Origin of the sequence: Nocardia sp. NPDC050412 (assembly GCF_044458825.1) — a bacterium.
In the GTDB taxonomy this organism is placed as follows: domain Bacteria; phylum Actinomycetota; class Actinomycetes; order Mycobacteriales; family Mycobacteriaceae; genus Nocardia.
Genome location: NZ_JBITIJ010000007.1, coordinates 1 through 19,403 on the forward strand (window position 1 = coordinate 1; position 19,403 = coordinate 19,403).

The window sequence follows — 19,403 nt, forward strand, 5'->3', positions numbered from 1 at the left end:
CCCCGGGGACGCCGTCTCATGTCAGTCCTCGAAGGACAAGCGACGAAAGCGTTCCCCGGAGGTCCCGGCCATGAAAGAAGGTAGTGCTATCAGCGATGTGCGGATCGACATCGCCGACGGCGTCGCGGTGGTGACATTGGACCGGCCCGAGCGCCGCAATGCCTTCACCGCCGCGATGGGGCGCGCGCTCGGCCGGGCGTACCGCGATCTGAATGCCGACGACGATGTCCGGGTCATCGTGCTGACCGGCGCCGCCCCGGCCTTCTGCGCCGGAGCGGATCTGGGCGGCGGTGCGACGACGTTCGAAAAGCCCGACAGCGCGGCATTTTCCGCGTCACCGGTCGACCCGCCCGCCTTCGCCCTCCGAAAACCGGTGATCGCCGCGGTGAACGGGCACGCGATCGGCATCGGGCTGACCCTGGCGATGCAGGCCGACATCCGCCTGGTCGCCGACGCCGCCCGCTACGCCATTCCCCAGGTGCGCCTCGGCGTCGTGCCCGACGCGATGGCGCACTGGACCGTGGCCAAGGTCGCGGGATTGTCGGTCGCGGCCGACATCCTGTTGTCGGGACGGACTTTCGACGGCCCGGAAGCAGTGCGACTCGGCCTCGCCACCCGCTGCCTACCCGCCGCCGACGTGCTGCCCGCCGCTCTCGCGATGGCCGCCGACATGGCTGCAAATGTCGCACCGATGTCCGCGGCTTTGAGCAAACGACTGCTGTGGGACACCGCGATCCACGGCTACGACCCCACCCGCGTCGCCGAGCTCGAAACCGAACTGCACCTGCGGGTCATGGGCACCCCCGACGCCGCGGAAGGAATGCGCGCCCGGCTCGGCCGCCGCAAACCGGCGTGGTCTGCCCGGCTGTCGAGCGAGTGGGAGGACCTACCACAGTTCTGACCGTCCGAAGGCTGTGCCGGCAGGGCGCACAAAACATGGGCAACCGGAAAACGCCTGGTCGTCGTGGAGGTGTATTCGGTCTGAGCGCTGCCGATCGCGCAGTGTCCGTTGGCAACCACGGGGCCGCCGACAAATCGGGCGGTAGACGAGGTAGCGGCCATTCTGCGGTAGTATGCATTTCGTTGGGTAATAGCCAACAATATGCATAGCTCCGGAGGTGGTGCTGGTGGCCGAGCGTCGCAGTACACCGCTGCCCAGTAAGCTCTGGCGGGCACCGCTTCGAACTGTGCGGCCCCAGGACTTGGCCGACATCTACGCCCAACCGCGGCCCGAGATCGCGCGGCTCGTCGATCGAGGAGTGCTGCACCGCATCGCTCACGGCTACTACATCATCGTCCCACCGGACTACATCGGCCGGCCCTGGCTGCCCGGTCTCGAGGCGGCGGCCGCGGGTATCGCGTCATCGATTTACGGGGCGGATCAGATCGTCGTCATGGGCATCAGCGCGGCCCGCCTGCTGGGAGCCATACCTCGTGCATTGGCGACTGCGGTTGTCGCGGTTCCGAGTCAGCATCGGCCGATCGCACTGACCGACCGTTCGGCACAGGTTCGGTTCGTCCGCCGAGATACCGACGCTCTCGACGCCGAGCGTATCGAAACTTCACTGGGTCCAGCGCTGGTCACAACTCCGGAACAGACGGTGCTCGATCTTGCCCGACGCCCGGAGCTGGGCAATGCCGAGGCCGAGGTTCGTTCGGCGATCGAGACGCTCTACCGCCGGTGTGATTCGGCGAGACTCACACAGCTCGCTACGGATCAGCGTCTGGGTGTGGCGCTTCGACATGCGGAAAGTTGGGGCGGAGTATGAGCATCGACGAACGTGACAGTGTCGCAATTCAATTCGGAGTTTCTTCGGAGCAGGTCGAGCGCGACTATCTGATCTCCCATCTGCTGGCGGCAGTCAGCCGAGGATTCGGTGACCGGTTGCACTTCATCGGCGGAACTGCTCTTGCCCGTACGCATCTGGTGAGTGGCAGGCTCAGTGAAGACATCGATCTGGTTGCGTTGGACAACCGAACGGTACTGGCAGCCGAACTCGACGCAGCTTTGCCGCGATCCGTCGCGCGGAGCTACGGTCGGCTGGAATGGGCGCCGTCGCTGAGCGATGTCTCGGACGCGGGGCTGGCCAACCTTCGCTCCGCGTCCGGTGTGTCCGTCAAGATCCAGTTGCTGTCGGCACGCGGGCGAACGGTGTGGCCTGCCGAACTCCGCGGTCTAGAGCAGCGTTACAGCGACGTGCCGCCGGCCGAGCTGTTCGTTCCCACTTTGTCGGCCTTTGCTGCAGGGAAGACGGTGACATGGCACGACCGGCGCGCATCACGCGACCTCTGGGACCTTTGGGCACTGAGCCGCATCGGCGCGATCGACAGTGCTGCGGGAGCGTTGTACAGGAGATACGGTCCGACAAACCGGTTCCCCAGCCCGCAATTGTTCGATCATGCACCGGGCGAAGACGACTGGAACACCCAATTGGCCGGGCAGACCCGGCTGGTGATTACGGCTGAGACTGCGCTGGCCACGGTTCGAGACGCCTGGGCGCGAGTTGTGGAATGACCGGTGCGTTCGACCAGCATCGGGAATAAGACTCGTGCGTCGGGGAGATGGATCCACAGCCTGCAGTCATGGGGACAAGGCGGGTTCGAACGCCTGACGGTCTGTCGCTCCGATCGCCATGGCGGCACTGGCCGACGGAGGAGGGCCCTCCCTCATGGATTGACGATGTCGGGAGCACTGTAACCCCCGACTTGGACGGGACCACGAACGATCCGCCGAGACTGTTTGATCCGAGGCGGCAGGGCCTGACAGTGCCCGGTGGCGTGCCGCAATGTGTCTGTGTCTCGTATCAGCTGGTTTGCTGGGAAGGACACGCTCGAACACTCGGTAATGCCGCGACCCGCGCGTTCGGGAACGTCCGCATCTGCCGCTGGGCGCGCGGTTGGCGAATGTCCGCTTCTGCCGAATGCCGTGCGAATGCGCCGCGCCGCCAGGCCGCCAACAGCGCACCGACAGTGACGCCAGGGTCGGGCATAATCCAGCAAGCCGAATTGTCGAACATATGTTCGACAATGGAGTAGACTGGTTCAGGTGAACATACATTCGATCGCGGCGGCGCCCGATGCTCCAGCACCGGGATGGTCGGAACTGGCCGATGTCGATTTGCTGCGCACCCTCGTTGAAACCGAACGCCGTCGGAGGCGACTGGATGCTGCCATGCGCGCGGCCGTCGCCGAAGCCGAGCGTCGTAGCCTCGCCGCAGACACAGGCTATCGGGACACCGTGGACCTATTGACTGATCTGCTGCGTATCAGTGCCCACGAAGCGCGCCAGCGAATCGAATACGCGGCTCCGCAGGCCCGCTCGCGTTCCAGAAAGGTATGGAGGGTGCTGGCGGCAGCAAGCTGAGGCCGAGCCCGCTGCCTCGACCTCTGTTCGGAGGGCCGCGAGGACCGACTGCACGTCTACCGTGTTGTAAGCGCCAGCGCGGGCCGCGTCCACTGTGGCTCGTTCCGAAAGGCGCTGTATCACCGGAGGCGGGCGGTTCGAAGCGGCCATGCGGCAGGACTGAAAGATCAACGGGCCGAGTTCATCTCGACCGGACGAACGCACTGATCTGCCGAATTCCGGATGTGTTCTGTCATGCTCGCGTGAATGGCCTCACGCGGATGGCCATGTCGGTGAGGATGCTTGATGATCGTCGAAACCATCCCTATGTGGACCGACCAGCAAATGCCGCATGGTTGTAGACATCTGTGCGCGCTCATGTCGGCAACCGCGCTGATCGAACCGGTCGGAGCGGGGCAGGCGACCTGCAAGTGGCTGTATCGATCCGAGGCCGACCGAACGCACCGCGCCATGACGATGACCGTGCAGCGACCCTTGCTCGAAGACTGACTCGGCTACTCTGCGGATCTTTCGGTGCTCGATTGTGTAATGAGCCATCACCCAGGCGTTTCGAGGTCGCCGGCAGTCGTCTCGTCGAGAGAACCACGTCCGGGATCCCGGTCGCCGGCTGGCCTGCGACCTGTGGGCTCGGGCTGAAACCTGGGATCGGTAGGTGGCGCGCGCGGCATCTACTTGCCCCATGACATCTTCTCAATCTCCCATGAACCAACCGCGGTCCGCCGGTTTGGACAAAAAGACCAGCGCGATCCTGGCGTACGCACTGGGGTGGCTCACCGGAATCATCTTCCTGTTCGTGGGAAAGAACGATCCCGATGTGAAATTCCATGCCTCTCAATCGATCGTTTTCTTCGGGGCGGTCTCGGTGGTCAATATTGTTCTGAGCATCGTCGGCTCGCTCCTCGGAGTCCTGGGGATCATCTTCAGCCTCGCCGGACTCGCAGTCGCGGTCTTCGCGGTCGTCGTCTGGATCATGGCCATGGTCCAGGCGAACAACACCGGCGGTGTCCGCGCGCAGCTTCCCATCGTCGGAAAATTCACTGCCCCCTATGCCGATCGGTTGGCCAACTCGGTCAAGTAGCGGCATATTCGAAGTCCCCAGCTGGATTTCGTCATCGAGGATGCTGTCGGCACCCCTGCCTGCGGGCCAGATGCGACAGTACGAAGATCAACGGCCCGAGGCTATCTCGGGCCGTTGGCGTCCGCGTGGAACGTCCGAGAATGCCGAATTGAGTGTGTTCAGCCAGCCGGTGACGACGCGTTTGGATCCGGCGAGTATGGCCGCAAGCTCACGACTGATGTTGGGTATCTACCGCTATATCCACTTACAGTTGCTACCTCGGCCGGACGCCGCTTCCCAGCGCCCCACAACACAAACCACTACTGAGACACGGCCTAGGCACGTCATGGACTACAACGCACGCAAGCAGGAGACCGTACGTGCGATTTATGACCGGCTCTTCCGCGCGGCGGGAATACTATAGGCACCCAGACAACAACGGCACTCGGCACACCCTCATGCCGCTGCGTGGGCGTTCCAGCGAGTCGCTGTGCAGCCGGGCGGCGATCGCGCGTCTGACTCAATGTTCATCTATAGACCGCGGTCCTACCGGCGTGTTCACCGGTCGGCCGGTTGCACACCCACTGCCTATGCGACCACGTGGTGCTACCCGATGCGAAGACCGGCCGGCGAGTCGTCACTGTCGACGGCGGCAAGCCTTTGGAATAACGGCGTTGTGGTTGAGAGCCGGGAATCGGGATTCGTGGCGTGGCGCGGTCGGGATCAGCGGAGAATTCCGCTGGTGGCCGACCGGTCACGGTGCCGACGATGTCGCGATCGGATTCGAGTGGATGGGGCAGGCCATGGAGATCAGTGAGTTCTTGACGCGCAAGCTGGAGCGGCGGTTCGAGACGTTCGACTTCGACGGAGACGGCCGGATCGAGCGCAGCGATTTCGACAGTTCGGCGCGCGCGGTAGCCGCGGAGTTCGGCCACGAGCCGGATTCGCCTGCCGCGCAACAGTTGCTGCAACTGAGCCTGCAGTTGTGGGGGCGCCTGGCATCGGCGGGCGATGTAGACATCGACGGATCGGTCGATCTATCCGAGTACAAGCAGGCTTTCGCGGAGGGTCTGCTGGTGACCGAGGAATCATTCGAACAGGGCTATCGGCCGTTCCTCGCAGCGATCATGGCGATCGCCGACTTCGACGGCGACGGCAAACTGAGCGCCGAGGAGCACGTCCGCTGGACGGGGGCGCTCATGCACCTGCCTGCCGACGATGCCCGCGAAATCCACCGCAGGCTCGACACCGACGGCGACGGCTTAGTCACCACTGACGATCTGCTACAAGCCATCCACGACTATTACTTCGACGAGAATCCGGAAGGTGTCGGCAGCTGGCTGCTCGGCAAACTACCCGGCTGACGCCAATTGTCGCCAATCGCGGTTGGCCTCCATATCGTTGACCAGACTTGCACACTGAGGACGTGTCTGGCTCTCGGATCCGTTCTGCGGCAGACACACAGCGACCAGCCTGCACAGTCCTTGCTGGTGACGTTCCTGTCGCAGAACAGGTAGTACCGGCTCGGACTCGACTACCGTGACAACGATTGGCTCTGTCCGCGAACTGTGATGTCAGTTGTTCGCGAATCCTGGTGGCGTGTCGCCACTTACACCCACTTCGACGATGTTCACGAATGACGACGGCAGGGGTGGGGTCAGACCCAGCCGAGCATCCACTCCTTCTGTCGAACGCGCGGTAAGGCCGATTAGCGGATCATTCGCCTAATCGACCCGAGCGACGGCCGCTAGGTGCGCCGTCTCGTCTTCGACCCGCTGACGGCCACGTAACGCCGCCACACACCGTGGGAATCTTCGTGGCTATCGCCGGGATCGACCTGAGGGTCATGCGTGGTCCTCAGGTTTTGGGGCGGCGTCGATCTCGGCCATGTGCTCCTCCGCCCACGCTCGCAGCGCGGCCAGCGGATTTTCCAGGGAGAGCCCGAGATCGGTAAGGCGATAGTGAACGCGCGGGGGAACGGTGGGTTCGACGCGGCGGGCGACCAACCCGTCGCGGGACAGGCTTTGCAGAGTCACCGACAGCATCTTCTGCGATACGCCGGGCATCCGACGCTGCAGTTCGGCGAAGCGCACCTCGCCGGGCGCGGCCTCGGCGAGCAGTTTCACCACCATGGACACCCATTTGGTGCCGAGCCGATCCAGAAGCCGACGGGTCGGGCAGCCCGGAGCGAACAGATCCCCGCGCTGGCCTGTGCTGGTTCGGGTAGTCACCTGGAGCTCACCACCTGTATCGAAAGTGCCGTCTTGGCAGGCTACCTCAGGTTACCTACGGTCAGCTAGTAACTATCAGTAACCGGCTAGCGGAGGCCGAATGTCTCACGAACTGCCAGATCTCACAGTGCGGATGGTGGCAACCAACGGGATCAAAGCGAACGTGGCGATCGCCGGCACCGGACCGGCAGTCCTGCTGCTGCACGGCTTTCCACACACCTGGCAGCTATGGCGCGAGGTGATGGGCCCACTCGTCCGACGACACCGGGTGATCGCGCCGGACCTGCGCGGCCTCGGCGCCAGCACACGAGCACAGGACGGCTACGACGCGGGCACGCTTGCCACCGACGCCGAGGGGCTGCTCGACGCCCTGGGTGAAACCAGCGCCTCCGTCGTCGCGATCGATGCCGGTGCTCCGCCGGCATTCCTACTGGCGATGCGGCGGCCCGAACGAGTCAACCGGCTGATGCTCATGGAATCGCTGCTGGGCACGCTGCCCGGTGCCGAAACCTTTCTAGCCGGTGGGCCGCCCTGGTGGTTCGGTTTTCACGCGGTGCCGGGTCTTGCCGAAAAAGTCCTTGCCGGAAACGAATCCGATTACCTCGACTGGTTTCTGACGACCGGAACCCAGGGCCGCGGCATCCCCGCACAAACCCGCGATGCCTTCGTCGCCGCCTACACCGGCACTGATTCCCTGCGGTGCGCTTTCTCCTACTATCGGGCGATGCCTACCAGCGCTGAGCAGATCCGGCGGGCTGTCGACACCGCCCGGCTCACCGTGCCGACGATGGCCATCGGATCCCACCCGGTCGCAACCACACTCGAAAACCAACTCCGTCCGGTCGCCGACACCTTGACCGGGCACTTGATCGAGGACTGTGGTCACATCATCCCCCTCGACCGCCCGGCGACGCTGGTGCCGCTACTCGTCGACTTTCTCGATTCCTGAAGGGCCAGAACCTGATCCGGCCGTAAGCGAAGTCCCGATATTACGTCCCTACAGCAACGCACGATAGTGCCGCTGAGCGGGTGATCGGTAGCGGTCGAGAGCGCAGGGGTGTAGAAGCGTGCGCGACTCAATGTTGTTGTTTTGCAACAAGTTCAGTGAAGCGGGGCATCGTTGATCGAAAGGGGGCGGGGTGTGACGCGCTCGTGTCGGTCGGCCCGGCTGTCCGGCGCGGACGGTCGCATTTGCTCGGTGTGCGTTCCCATGTTCGATGTGCCCTACAAGAACCGCGTCTGACCTGGCATTTCTCAATGCGGCTATTCCGGTATTGTCCGGAAAATCCTGTTGACCTGCGGAAACGCTGTCGCAGGTTTGTGCCCTCGGCAGGGCACGCAAAACATGGGCAACCGGAAAACGCCTGGTCATCGTGGGTGTTTATCCGATTTGACGTTCGGACGGATATGCTGTGTTGCAACTCCTGGACGCTATCCGGAGTTGCTGAACCCGCAGATCGCTGGAACGGTGATAGCGCTTGAGAAGAATCCTCAGACTTGCTCGCCGAAATTCCCCAGGCGGAGCAGGGTTTGAGGTTATCAGGTTGGGCGGTGTAGCGGGACGATTATGTTGTCTGTAGGGATGCTGGGCCGGGCTGCTTCTAGGGTGGTGAGTAGCGCGACGATGGTGATCGCTTCGCCGCAGTGGGGGCAGTGAACCGCCCTGGGTTTGGTAGCGATGCTGATGTTCCCCGGGTTTCGTGGAGTCGGAATACTGGACTTTAGGCCACGGGTTGGATGGATGACTGCATCATCTCGTACTCGATCGGGGATCGCATTCCGAGGGCCGAATGACGGCGTCGACGGTTGTGGAAGATCTCCAGGTATTCGAAGATCGCGTTGGCCAGCTCGATTCTGGTTCTCCATCGTTGCCGGTTCAGTAGCTCGATTTGCATTCTGCCCCAAAAGGATTCGATGACTGCGTTGTCGTAGCAGTCGCCGATCGAGCCCATCGACGGGACCAGCCCCGACTGGCGGGCCATGTCGGTGAAGGCCCAGGGCGTGAATTGCACCCCGTGGTCGGAATGAATGATCGTCCCGGCCCGCGGTGAACGGTTGGCGATGGCCATTCCCAGCGCGTTGGTCACCAGCGCGGCGGTCTGGGTCGAGTCGATCGACCAGCCGACGACCCGGCGGGAGAACGTGTCGAGCACGACCGCGCAGTACACCTTGCCTTCCCGGGTGTGATGCTCGGTAATGTCGGTGACCCACAACTGATTTGGCCGCGATCGCGTGAACGACCGGCTGACCAGATCGCCAGGCAACAGTCGCCGCCGCCTCTCGGTCCGCCCGGTCGCCACCAGCACCTCATCGACCGGATCCGGACCCACAACCCTCGTCAGCACACCCAGACCGATCCGATCAGTCAGCCGACCGGCCGCCTCCAACTCCGCCACGAACCGGCACCATAGTCCGAAACCAACTGCTGCACAGCCGATCTCACATGCGGACCGAATCAGCACCAGTCCACGGCGTTGACCTGAGCAAACCTCCAAAGTTAACGGCATTGCTACCAAACCCAGGGCGGTTCACCGACACCGAATGGGATCGGCTCGAATCGCCTGCAACACACTGGCGATCTTGCTGAGATCAGGTCATTGTGACACCGTCTGTCCCGTCTATATCTGTCTATTGTGAATGGTGGTGAGTCGTGCCAGAGTTCAACGGGCACAACGGCGCCGGGCAGCTCAGTCTGAGCACAGCGGCCGCGCGCAAGCTGTCGTCGACGACCAAGTCCGTACCGCAGATGCAGGGCATCACCCCGCGCTGGCTGCTTGACCAGTTGCCTTGGGTGGAGGCCAGGGGTGGTGCGTACCGGGTCAACCGGCGGCTGAACTACACGCTGGGCGACGGGCGACTGAACTTCCACGCCACCGGCAATGCGGTACAGGTCATTCCGGCCGAGCTGACCGAACTCCCATGGCTGCGGAATTTCGCCGATACCGACGCGTTGCAAGCCCTTGCCGACAGATTCACCCAACATGAATACGAACCGGGGGAAGTGTTGGTAGCGGCAGGCACTCGAGCCGACCAGCTCCATCTGCTCGTACACGGACGGCTCACCAAACTCAGCGAAGGCGAGTTCGGGGAAGAGTCGATCCTGGAAATCATCGCCGACGGTGACTATTTCGGCAACGAAGCATTGATCGGCCCCGAGAGTGCCTGGAATTACTCGATCAAGGCCACCACAGCCTGCACGGTGATGTCACTGCCAAAGTCGGCCTTCCAGGAGCTGCTCGAACAGTCCGAGGCACTGCGCGACCAGCTGGAGCGCTATCAAGCGACCAGAGGAAAATCGCAGAACGCTCATGGCGAGGCCGGTGTGGACGTCATGTCCGGTCATCGCGGTGAGGTTCCCATCGCAGGCACATTCGTCGACTATGAACTCGAGCCACGCGAATACGAGCTGAACATCGCGCAGACCATCCTTCGAGTGCACACCCGGGTCTCCGACCTCTACAACGAACCGATCGACCAGCTCGAGCAGCAACTGCGACTGACCATCGAAGCGGTGCGGGAGCGTCAGGAGTACGAGCTGGTCAACAACAAGGAATTCGGCCTGCTGCACAATGCGGACTTCAGCCAACGGATCTACACCCGTAGCGGCCCGCCCACTCCGCACGACATGGATCAGTTGCTTAACACCGTCTGGAAGAACCCCAGTTTCATTCTCGCCCATCCGGATGCCATTGCCGCCTTCCGCGACGAGTGCACCCGACAGGGCGTTTCCCCGGAAACCATCCACGTCCCCGGCGGTCGACTGTCCGCATGGCGCGGTGTGCCCATCTATCCCTGCTGGAAAATCCCGATCAGCGATCGGCGCACCACGTCGATCATGGTGGTGCGCACCGGCGAAGCGGAACGGGGCGTCATCGGTCTGCGCAAGACCGGCCTGGTCGACGAGTACGAGCCCGGCCTGAGCGTGCGGTTCATGAGCATCGACGAGAAGGCGATCGTCAACTACCTGATCACCTGCTACTACTCGGTGGCCGTGCTGGTGCCGGACGCCCTGGGCGTGCTGGAGAACGTTCAGCTCGGGAGCGCCCATGGCCCCCACCGCTGATGCGGACCCCTTCGCGCGCGCCCGTGAGCTGATCACCCCCGGCCTACAGGCAGCGGTGGACCAGATGAACCCAGCGACGCGCCAGGTCATCGGCTACCACTTCGGCTGGTGGGACGAACAGGGCCGTCCCCAGGCAGAAGGTGCGGGCAAGGCGGTGCGGCCCACTTTGGCGATGCTCGCGGCGCGGGCCGTCGGCGGCACCGCCGAACGCGCGACCAACGCGGCCATCGCGGTCGAGCTGGCGCACAACTCCTCATTGCTGCATGACGACGTCATAGACTCCGACCGCACCCGGCGCCACCGCCCCACCGCGTGGACGGTCTACGGCATACCTGCAGCCATCCTCGCCGGTGACGCCCTGGTAACACTGGCTACTGAGGCTCTCATCGCCGACAGGCCGCCGCTGGCCACCGAGGGGGTGCCTCGACTCAATGCGGCACTGCTGCGGGTGGTTGACGGCCAAGTCGCCGACATGGCGTTCGAAGGCCGGTCTGACGTGCGGCTCGACGAGTGCATCGAGATGGCCGGCAACAAGACCAGCTCATTGTTCGCCGCCGCGTGCGAGCTTGGCGCGATTGCCGCCGGAGCCACGCCACAACGAGTCCGGCAGCTACGCCAGTTCGGCGAGCACCTCGGCCTCGCATTCCAACTCGTCGACGATCTCCTCGGCATCTGGGGCGATCCGGCCACCACCGGCAAGCCCGTACTGTCCGACCTACGTACCCGCAAGAAGTCACTGCCAGTGGTGGCCGCCCTGGTCACTGGCAACAGCGCCGCCAGGCGGTTGGCCCAGCTGTACTATCGCGCCGATCCGCTGGACGATGCCGATCTGCGGACCTGCGCCGAGCTCATCGAGCAGGCTGGGGGACACTCTTGGGCACGTGCGGAAGCGCAGCGCCAACGCGATGCGGCTCTGAAGTGTCTACGGGCGGCGAATCCGGAGTCGAAAGCCGCAGCGGAACTAATGTCCATCGCGCAACGGCTCAGCGCTGTGCCCAACACGACTGGGCCCAACACGACGGCACTGGATATCACCGACATCACTGGGGCGATCCCCGTGCGCCCCAACGGTTTCGGCACCGCCACCGCGCGGCAAGCTGTTGGCAGGCGCGCGACGGTGACTACCTCTGCTCTGTAGTTCGGCGTGGGTTTCGTTGATCGGGCCGATATCCGCTCACGCGCGACCCCCATCGCGCTCGACGATATGGAAGGAATACAGATGGCTCCGAGTGTTGCGGTCATCGGCTCCGGTGTGTCCGGTATGACTGCGGCCTACTTGCTGCGCAACAAGTTCGAGGTCACCGTGTTCGAGGCAGACTCCCGCCTGGGCGGTCACGTCGACACCCGGCATCCCGAACCCGGCTGGCCTGCGGAGATGGCGTTCGCGATTGCCAGCACCATCCACTACCCGAACTTCACCCGGCTAGTGAAGGACCTCGGAGTGGCGACTAAGCCAGTGGACGTGTCCACGGAGGTGTCGTGCTCCGACTGTGGATTCGCCCACCGCAGCGACGATCCCATGGAGCTGGCCAGCCTCCCGTGCCGCCCACCTGGCGTCAGCGAACACGTCTGGCACCGATGCGTCGAGGACTCCAAGCGATTCGTGTCGCACCTGCGAGAGTCCATTCACGCCGAGCCGGACACCACCCTCGAGCAGTTTCTGCTCAAGGAAGAGTTTTCCACTTACTTCGCTGAGCACTTCGTCTACCCCCGGTTGCGGGTATGGCTCCTGACGGACCTCAGGTACACCCCCATCGGGTATCTGACCAACGTGCTGGACCGCTACGGGCTCCTCGGCGGTGCCGAGGCATTCCGATCCTGGTACGTGCTGTCCGAAGGTAGTGCGGCCTACATCAAGCGCATCGCCGCTACCGTGACCTCGATCAAAACCTCGACACCGGTACGCGCGGTCAGCCGTACCGGCGACGGAGTCGCCATCCGGGACGCCGCCGGGAACATCCACCACTTCGACAAGGCCGTGCTGGCCTTGCACGCCCCGCAGGCGCTCGCCTTGCTCACCGAACCCACCGCCGAGCAACGGTCCGTACTCAACGCGTTCGACTACACGCCGCTCGAGGCGGTGCTGCACACGGACGAGAGCATGCTGCCCACCGGATCAGGCAGCGCCGGTGTCGCGATCCAACTGTCCTGTACTAACCCACATCTGCCGCCGCTCACTGCCCACGCAAACATGAATCGAATGCGCGGTGAGACATCGTCCACGACGTACTGGGTGACCTACGACCCCTTCACTCCGGTGAATCCGGCCAGTGTGCTGGCCCGTGAGGTCTTCCGCCACCCGACCATGACCCTGCGGTCCGCCGCGGCCCAACGCCGCCTGCCCGCGCTGTCCGATCACGTCCTCGCCTTCGCGGGCTCTTACCATGGCGACGGCTTCCACGAATCCGGCTGCGCCTCGGGGGTCGCGGCGGCGGAGGCACTCACCGGCAAGGATGCCGAGACCCTGTTCACGGAAGCAGCGTTCAAGGAAGCAGCATCCCCGAGTGTGCACACCGCGAATCGAACCCCGGACCGGTCCCGGCCCAAGCCACGGGGCCGCGCGGTACGCCTCCCGTCGACAGGCCGCCCTCCGATCAGGCACCTTCGACCGCCCGGCCTTGACGTCCTTCACTTCTCCGGGCGCCGCGCCCTTGCCGCCGTCCCCGACGCCGGCCACCGCGCGATGGTCGCCAGCGTCCTGGCCTCCGGCCTGGTCGACGAAATGATCGCCCGCACTGCGGACTTCGACCCGCCCATCAACCTCGCGCAGGTCCGCGCCAACGTCAACACGCTCACCACCGAGTTCGAGGCCTTTGGCGTCACCGTTCCCGCTGCCACCACCAGGGACCTCACGCAGATGCGCGCCCTGCTGGTGCCCGTCGCCGACGACGCGCTCGCCCTTGCCCTCGACCGCCTCTGGGTATTCACCCTCAACGTCGACGATGTGTGCTGCCACGATCCCGTGGAAGCCGAAGCCATCATGCGGGACGGCATGCTGGCTGGGCAGTCCGCATCATCGTCGTACACCGGATACATCCAGCACATGTTCACCGAAGTCGCGCGGTTCTGTGATCCGACATTCCTAGCCGTCTACAAGACCTTCTTCTACAACGCGATTACCGGCGTCCTCATGGAGGCAGAGTTCACGCCGGAAGCGTCCGACGAGATCGACAGTGACTTCGTCCGCACTTTCAACGGCTACGGCCAGTTCTGGTTCACCTCACTTCAGTTCATCGACCCCTGCTTGAGCGCCCACCGCAATCGGGCATTCTGGTCGGCGGCGCTGAGCTCCGGTGAGGCGTTTCTCAGCGACATGAATGACGTCCTGTCCTTCTACAAGGAGGCGGTGCATGGTGAGGACTTCCTCGTCAGCAGGATCTATCGCCGCTCGGTACAGGAGAACATTCCTTACCTCGCCGCCTACCGCAGGAGCCTCGACGGCGGCCGGGCCGCCTACCGCCGAATCCTGGATCTCGCCACTGACGAGCAACGTCCGCACCTAGACCGCTTCTTGACCGGCTACGTGTACTGGCACTTCCACTGCCGTCGCTGCCGCTGGCAGGACATCTACCCTGGCCTGCCCCCGATCGACATCTAACATGTCGGCGGTGTGGAAGGAGAACGCATTGCCACCGCCCAGGCGAAGGCGCTTGCCGCACTGTTGAAATGGCAAGCGGATCATTGCGACGTCGACCGGTGCTGAATTTAGCGCGCTGACGACTTGGTTCCTGGTCTCGTGCTGCTAGAGGTTTGTACCAGGGTAGCCGTTTGACCTGTGCGTCTTCAGTGTGCGCGAAATCGCGTATGAACGACGAATAGTGCCTTTGAGGGATCGAACCTGCGACGCCAAAAGTCGCCTTAGCCTGCGGAAACACTGCCGCAGGTAAGTGCCCTCGGCAGGATTCGAACCTGCGACACCCGCTTTAGGAGAGCGGTGCTCTATCCCCTGAGCTACGAGGGCTGAACTGGTGGCGCCGGGGCACCGGTTTGGGACGACCGGGAGTCTACCGGTTCGGGGGCGGGTGGGCCGCATCGATTTGGTCGGGGGTGTGATGCGGGCGAGATCGGCTGCCGGGTAGTGGGTGGACATAGGCCTAGTTGCCAATACGGGAAACTGGGCGGGACGACGCAACTGTCTCAGACAATGAAGCGGCAAAAGTGCGCTCGGAACTATCCCCAGCCGCAACAACGTGTGGTCGAGATCTGGTCGCTCCCGTCGCATCGCCCGTGCGCAGGCGGTCACCTCCACCCGCATCGGCCGCGCTCAGGCGGTCAACTCCACTCGTATCGGCCGCGCTCAGGCAGTCAACTCCACTCATAACGGCCGTGCTCAGGCGGCTAACTCCACCCGTATCGGCCGTGCTCAGCCAGGCCGTCAGAACCCGCCGTTGAAGCCGCCTCCATCAAACCCGCCGCCGTCGAAACCCCCACCATCGAACCCGCCACCGGAGTCGTACCCGCCACCGGAGTCGTACCCGCCACCGGAGTCGTACCCGCCCTGATCGCCGGAGTACCCGCCCTGATCACCCGAGTCATGCCCTTGATCGCCACCCGCCGCGTCGAGCGCGTCCTGATACCCCTCGCCGTAACCACTTTCGAACCCCTGCACGTCATACCCCACCCCGGACATCCCGGAGAACAGCGATGAGAACAGTAGGGCGGACCCCAAACCCCAAGCGCCGCCGATCAATGCGGGTCGCCACCATGGCTCGGAGTACCAGCCTGCGGGCACCGGCCGCCCGGCGACGCGGCCGCCCGGATGGTAGTTCGGCGTCTCCGCGGAGGGATTCGGCGAAGCGGCGACCTCGCGGCCCTCGTATTCGACGAAGCGCTTCTCGGTGACCCGCCCTGCGGTGTCCTGACCGTCCAGCGCCGGAATCACCGGGCCCGGATCCAGCAACATCGCAGTACGCGCCGCGCGGATGTAGTACATGCCCTCGACCGCGGTCTGCTTCGCCAACCGCGCCTGGGCCGGCGTGTGCGCCTGCTCGATCTGCGAGCCGGCCGCGATATGCCGCTCGGAGGCGTCGGCGAGTGCCTGCTTCGCTGCCTCGTCGCTGCTGTTGAGGTTGTAGACCTGGCCCCCGAGCCGCTCGATCATCTGCCTGGCGTCGGCGGCCGCATCATCGAACTCGCGTGCCGCACGCTGTTTGGTCTGCTGCGTCTGATAGATGACGTAGGCCGCCGCGAGCAGGATCACAACGCCGATCAGTACCCACAGCATCGCTCGCGCCCTTTCGTCATCGGTCCAGGTCGCCCCGAGTTTACTGGGGGATTGCTGAGACTCGGCTGAGCTTCGGCGGGCGGTGTCCCGCCGTGTCCATTGTCCGGCGAGCCGGCGGGCGATGACCAGACGTTGGATCTGATTGGTGCCCTCGAAGATCAGCATCACCTTGGCCTCGCGCATAGCGCTCCGCCGGGAAGTCCTGCGTGTAGCCGTAGCCGCCGAACACCTGCACGGCATCTGTGGTGACATTCATCGCGGCATCGGTGGCGATTAGTTTGGCGACACTTGCCTGACGCGAGTGGGGGAGTCCGGCATCGCCGCGCCGCGCGGTAGGTCGCGCGCGCCGAATCCACGGCCGCGGCCATATCGGCGAGTACGAAACCGGGGCTCTGATGGTCGATGATGTGGCGGCCGAAATCGAGGGTGCGCTGCGCGAGTCCCGTCGCGATCGCCGCAATGCCGAGGCGACCCGAGTCCAGAGCGCTGAATGCGATCGAAAGCCCTTGTCCCTCAACATCTATCAGTCTTTCCGCAGGTAAAAGGCATTGTCGTAGGCGGCGGTGGTCGGAATTCCACGCAGCCCATCTTCTCTTCGGACTTACCGGAACTCAGACCTTCGGTGTCGCTGGGCGCCAGGAAACAGGAGATGCCGCGCGAACCCTCGCCGGTCCTGGCGAAGTTCGCCGCCACCGAACTCCTCCGGATACGGCAGGCTCAGCAATCCCGCCGCGCCGAGTGCGGGGAAGACGCCGTCCGGAAAGGTTCCGGTCCTCTCGGATTCGACCACGCGTGGCTCGAGCACCTTGTCGGCGATATCGCGGGTGAGCTCGATCAGGCTGCGAGCCTCGGGCGTCGGCGGCATCCGGTCAACAGGCATATCACCTGCCTACCCGGTCGGTGCGAGGGCGCGACAGTGTGGCGAAGGTGTGTCCAATTGGACACACCTTCGCCGCCCAAATCGGGCCCAACGCACGCGCGCGTAAATGGCGTGTCCGCAATCAGCGGTAATTCATCTTCGCTATGCGAAACTTGGCCCCGCCACACTTCTGCACTCCTCACCCTGGGAGGACTGTCCATGAAGAATTCTGTTGCGCCACTGGAGCTACCCGAGCCGTTGGTCATAACGCTCGGAAATCTCAAAGGCGGCGTCGGCAAGACGACATCAGCGTTTTTCTTGGCCGCATATTTCGCACAGGTCCACGAATTGCGTGTGCTCGTCATCGACGCCGACCCGCTCAGTCAGACCGGATATTCCTGGTACCGGCGCCTGCTCAAGGGCGGGATCGAGGTGCCGTTCAAGTTGATCGCCTTCCCGTCGCGACATGTCGACGATTGCATTACCGACAATGCCGGGAAATTCGACGTGATCATCATCGATGCCGGTGGTGAGTCGGCCGAGATATTCAAGGCGGCGATACCGCAGAGCGATGAGCTGATTCTGTTGACCAGTGTCAGCCCATCGGAGGTCAAGCGGGTGCCGAGTACGTATAAGGCCGCCGAGGAGGCCGCGGCCGATAGCGGCCGCGAGATCCGGGTGCGGGTACTGATGACCAAGGTGCCGGTGACGATTAAGAACGGCGTGAACGTCTCGACCGAATACCGCACGCAGCGCAGAAATCTGGAGGATGCGGGCTATGACGTATTCGGATCCTATTTGAGCGCGTGGAAGTGGTATCGGGAGGCGGCCGACGGGGAGGTCGGTGACGGCGCCGAGAATCCGATCGTGGATCTCGGCGAATATCGGCAGGTCGGCGAGGAGTTGGTGAGGCCGTACCGGGTCGCGGTGGAGGTGCCCGCCTGATGCCTCCGCAGCGTAGGAAGGGTTCCATCGGTAAGGGCTCGATCGGCGGCGCGAATCCGCTGGCCGATAGCGCCGAGCACACGCCCCCGGTATCCCCGCTGCGGGATGCCGAGTGGCGAACGGTCCCGCTGAGCGCGGCGTCGCTGGAGGTAATCGCGCCGCCGGCCGAGGCGAATGTATTGACGATGCCGCTGCCCGCGCCGAACGAAACCGCGCCGGACGAACCGCTCGACGAGCGCGAGCAGGCCCAGTTGACGGCTTGCGAATCCTCGATCGATGGCCTGCGCGTCGCCTTCTGGTCGGCCGGACGCGCGCTGCAAATAGTGCGCGACGGTCGGCTCTACCGGGATCGGCACGCGAGCTTCGACGAGTATGTGGAGCAGCGCTGGGATATGCAGCGGTCATACGCACACAAGCTGATTCGGGCCTGGCCGCTCGCCGCCAAATTGCATCCTGTTGCGCCCGCTATCAATGAGGGGCAGGTTCGGGAACTGCTACCAGTGGCCGCGCAGCACGGCGAAGACGCGGCGGTAACCGTGTACACCACGATTGCCGGTGCCGATGATGTGAAGGTCACTGCGGGCAAGCTTCGCGAGGCCGTCGCGCTGCTGCCCGAGCGGTTCGACAAGGATGAGGTGGTCGAATTGCTACAGGCGTGGCTGCGCGGGGATTTGCGCCACCGGTCGAATGAGCGGGCCGTCGATCTGTTCGCGGCGGTGGAATCGCGGTTCGCCGCGCTGACGCGACGAGTTGTCAAGGGCTCGAACAATGATCCGGCGGCGGCGCGCGAATTCGCCGCGAAACTGCGCACTCTCGCCGAACAGATCGAGGAGCAGATCATCGCCTGAGTCGTTTTGGAGTGCCGAATGCCCCGTCGCGGAAGCGGTTCCCCGGCGGGGCATTTCGTTTTAGTTACACTTTTGTTATCGTTAATGCGCGTGTCGTGTCGTCTAATTGGTGATTATTGCGCGAAATATGGCGATCGGATCCGCTGGACTACAGATCACCGTGATGGTTTTCGAATTCATTCGAGGTCTTGGTGAAGTCCCACACGCCAATGCAGTTCGGCGTCGCACGGCGAGCCAGGAACTTCGATACGAGCATCGGAGGACCGGATCATGGCATCAACTACGGAGGGTCGATATTCTCGGTTCCTGCGGCGCGCGCTCCCATGGGCCGTCGGCGCGGGAGTCATCGCGGGCGCGGCAATCGTCGCGACTCTGCTCGCAGGAGGTCAAGCGTCAGCGAAACCGCTGACAGTTCCAGGTATCGGGGCATTCGAAGTCCCGGAACAGTTTTCGATTCCCGACATCGCGGTTCCGACGGATGGGCAATCGTTGCCCGCTCCGATTCCCGCGGTAGCGGATTCCGTCGCGTCTTCGGAAATCGCGCCCGCTGAAGTTCCGGGGAAGGAGCTTTCGGCGCCACTCGCGGATCCCGCGCAACTCGATGTGCCGCTCGGGGTTCCGAGTAATGAACTTTCTATTCCACCAATGATTCCGGGCGCGACGTTCTCGACGCCCCTGGCGATTTTGAATATCGAGCGTTCTGCACTTCCATTGTTTTCCGCTATTGAGGTTTCTCCTTCGAGTGACGCGCCTGTCGCGATAAAGGGCAAGGAGCTCGCTGCGCCGCTTCCGGGTTCCGAACTTGCGGTGCC

At 63.8% G+C, this 19,403-nt stretch carries 17 protein-coding genes, 1 tRNA gene and 1 pseudogene; 14 read left to right on the forward strand and 5 right to left on the reverse strand.

The genetic code is table 11. The features are described 5' to 3' along the window. Positions 1-70 precede the first annotated feature (70 nt). The 7 genes from ACIBI6_RS20375 (at position 71) to ACIBI6_RS20405 (ending at position 5,785) form a co-directional block, all read left to right on the forward strand. The gene (locus tag ACIBI6_RS20375) at positions 71-901 is read left to right on the forward strand and encodes an enoyl-CoA hydratase/isomerase family protein (RefSeq protein ID WP_396957368.1); all 831 of its coding nucleotides are present in this window, start codon (positions 71-73) and stop codon (positions 899-901) included. 226 nt (positions 902-1,127) lie between these two features. Further along, entirely contained in the window at positions 1,128-1,769 is a 642-nt protein-coding gene (locus tag ACIBI6_RS20380; RefSeq protein WP_396957369.1) for a type IV toxin-antitoxin system AbiEi family antitoxin, read from the forward strand. Then, a complete protein-coding gene (locus ACIBI6_RS20385) occupies positions 1,766-2,515 on the forward strand; it encodes a nucleotidyl transferase AbiEii/AbiGii toxin family protein (RefSeq protein WP_364347277.1) in 750 nt (249 codons plus the stop codon). Before ACIBI6_RS20380 ends, ACIBI6_RS20385 begins: the two co-directional genes overlap by 4 nt. A 531-nt stretch (positions 2,516-3,046) precedes the next feature. Then, positions 3,047-3,364, forward strand: a complete 318-nt coding sequence (locus tag ACIBI6_RS20390; RefSeq protein WP_364347279.1) for a DUF222 domain-containing protein — start codon at positions 3,047-3,049, stop codon at positions 3,362-3,364. Between the two features lie 285 nt (positions 3,365-3,649). Beyond that, positions 3,650-3,853, forward strand: a complete 204-nt coding sequence (locus tag ACIBI6_RS20395) for a hypothetical protein (protein WP_396957370.1) — start codon at positions 3,650-3,652, stop codon at positions 3,851-3,853. 211 nt (positions 3,854-4,064) lie between these two features. Next, entirely contained in the window at positions 4,065-4,442 is a 378-nt protein-coding gene (locus ACIBI6_RS20400) for a DUF4870 domain-containing protein (protein ID WP_396957371.1), read from the forward strand. Between the two features lie 659 nt (positions 4,443-5,101). Then, the gene (locus tag ACIBI6_RS20405; RefSeq protein ID WP_396957372.1) at positions 5,102-5,785 is read left to right on the forward strand and encodes an EF-hand domain-containing protein; all 684 of its coding nucleotides are present in this window, start codon (positions 5,102-5,104) and stop codon (positions 5,783-5,785) included. Between the two features lie 480 nt (positions 5,786-6,265). Here ACIBI6_RS20405 and ACIBI6_RS20410 read toward each other — a convergent pair whose 3' ends face one another. After that, positions 6,266-6,652, reverse strand: a complete 387-nt coding sequence (locus ACIBI6_RS20410; RefSeq protein WP_329407197.1) for a helix-turn-helix domain-containing protein — start codon at positions 6,650-6,652, stop codon at positions 6,266-6,268. Positions 6,653-6,752: 100 nt separating this feature from the next. On the opposite strand from ACIBI6_RS20410, the gene ACIBI6_RS20415 reads away from it, so the two are divergent. Then, on the forward strand, positions 6,753-7,601 hold the full coding sequence (locus ACIBI6_RS20415; RefSeq protein WP_396957373.1) for an alpha/beta fold hydrolase: 849 nt from the start codon (positions 6,753-6,755) through the stop codon (positions 7,599-7,601). A 772-nt stretch (positions 7,602-8,373) separates the two neighbouring features. Here ACIBI6_RS20415 and ACIBI6_RS20420 read toward each other — a convergent pair. Next, a complete protein-coding gene (locus ACIBI6_RS20420; RefSeq protein WP_396957374.1) occupies positions 8,374-9,159 on the reverse strand; it encodes an IS3 family transposase in 786 nt (261 codons plus the stop codon). A gap of 143 nt (positions 9,160-9,302) precedes the next feature. On the opposite strand from ACIBI6_RS20420, the gene ACIBI6_RS20425 reads away from it, so the two are divergent. From ACIBI6_RS20425 to ACIBI6_RS20435, 3 genes are all read left to right on the forward strand, one after another. Continuing rightward, positions 9,303-10,715 (forward strand): family 2B encapsulin nanocompartment shell protein, encoded by a 1,413-nt coding sequence (locus tag ACIBI6_RS20425; RefSeq protein WP_396957375.1) that lies wholly within the window; start codon positions 9,303-9,305, stop codon positions 10,713-10,715. Next, a complete protein-coding gene (locus tag ACIBI6_RS20430; protein WP_327098620.1) occupies positions 10,699-11,853 on the forward strand; it encodes a polyprenyl synthetase family protein in 1,155 nt (384 codons plus the stop codon). Before ACIBI6_RS20425 ends, ACIBI6_RS20430 begins: the two co-directional genes overlap by 17 nt. An 81-nt stretch (positions 11,854-11,934) precedes the next feature. Next, positions 11,935-14,313, forward strand: a complete 2,379-nt coding sequence (locus ACIBI6_RS20435) for an FAD-dependent oxidoreductase (RefSeq protein ID WP_396957376.1) — start codon at positions 11,935-11,937, stop codon at positions 14,311-14,313. A gap of 290 nt (positions 14,314-14,603) precedes the next feature. Here ACIBI6_RS20435 and ACIBI6_RS20440 read toward each other — a convergent pair. The 3 genes and pseudogenes from ACIBI6_RS20440 to ACIBI6_RS20450 form a co-directional block, all read right to left on the reverse strand. Continuing rightward, a tRNA-Arg gene (locus ACIBI6_RS20440) sits at positions 14,604-14,676 on the reverse strand. 414 nt (positions 14,677-15,090) lie between these two features. Then, positions 15,091-15,936, reverse strand: a complete 846-nt coding sequence (locus ACIBI6_RS20445; RefSeq protein ID WP_396957608.1) for a DUF1542 domain-containing protein — start codon at positions 15,934-15,936, stop codon at positions 15,091-15,093. A 105-nt stretch (positions 15,937-16,041) separates the two neighbouring features. Continuing rightward, positions 16,042-16,819, reverse strand: a pseudogene (locus ACIBI6_RS20450) (acyl-CoA dehydrogenase family protein); the annotation flags it as partial. A 198-nt stretch (positions 16,820-17,017) separates the two neighbouring features. On the opposite strand from ACIBI6_RS20450, the gene ACIBI6_RS20455 reads away from it, so the two are divergent. The 3 genes from ACIBI6_RS20455 to ACIBI6_RS20465 form a co-directional block, all read left to right on the forward strand. Further along, a complete protein-coding gene (locus ACIBI6_RS20455; protein WP_364347306.1) occupies positions 17,018-17,743 on the forward strand; it encodes a ParA family protein in 726 nt (241 codons plus the stop codon). Next, a complete protein-coding gene (locus tag ACIBI6_RS20460; RefSeq protein WP_364347309.1) occupies positions 17,743-18,591 on the forward strand; it encodes a hypothetical protein in 849 nt (282 codons plus the stop codon). Before ACIBI6_RS20455 ends, ACIBI6_RS20460 begins: the two co-directional genes overlap by 1 nt. A 489-nt stretch (positions 18,592-19,080) precedes the next feature. Then, a partial coding sequence (locus ACIBI6_RS20465) for a hypothetical protein (protein ID WP_396957377.1) occupies positions 19,081-19,403 on the forward strand: 323 nt, incomplete at its 3' end.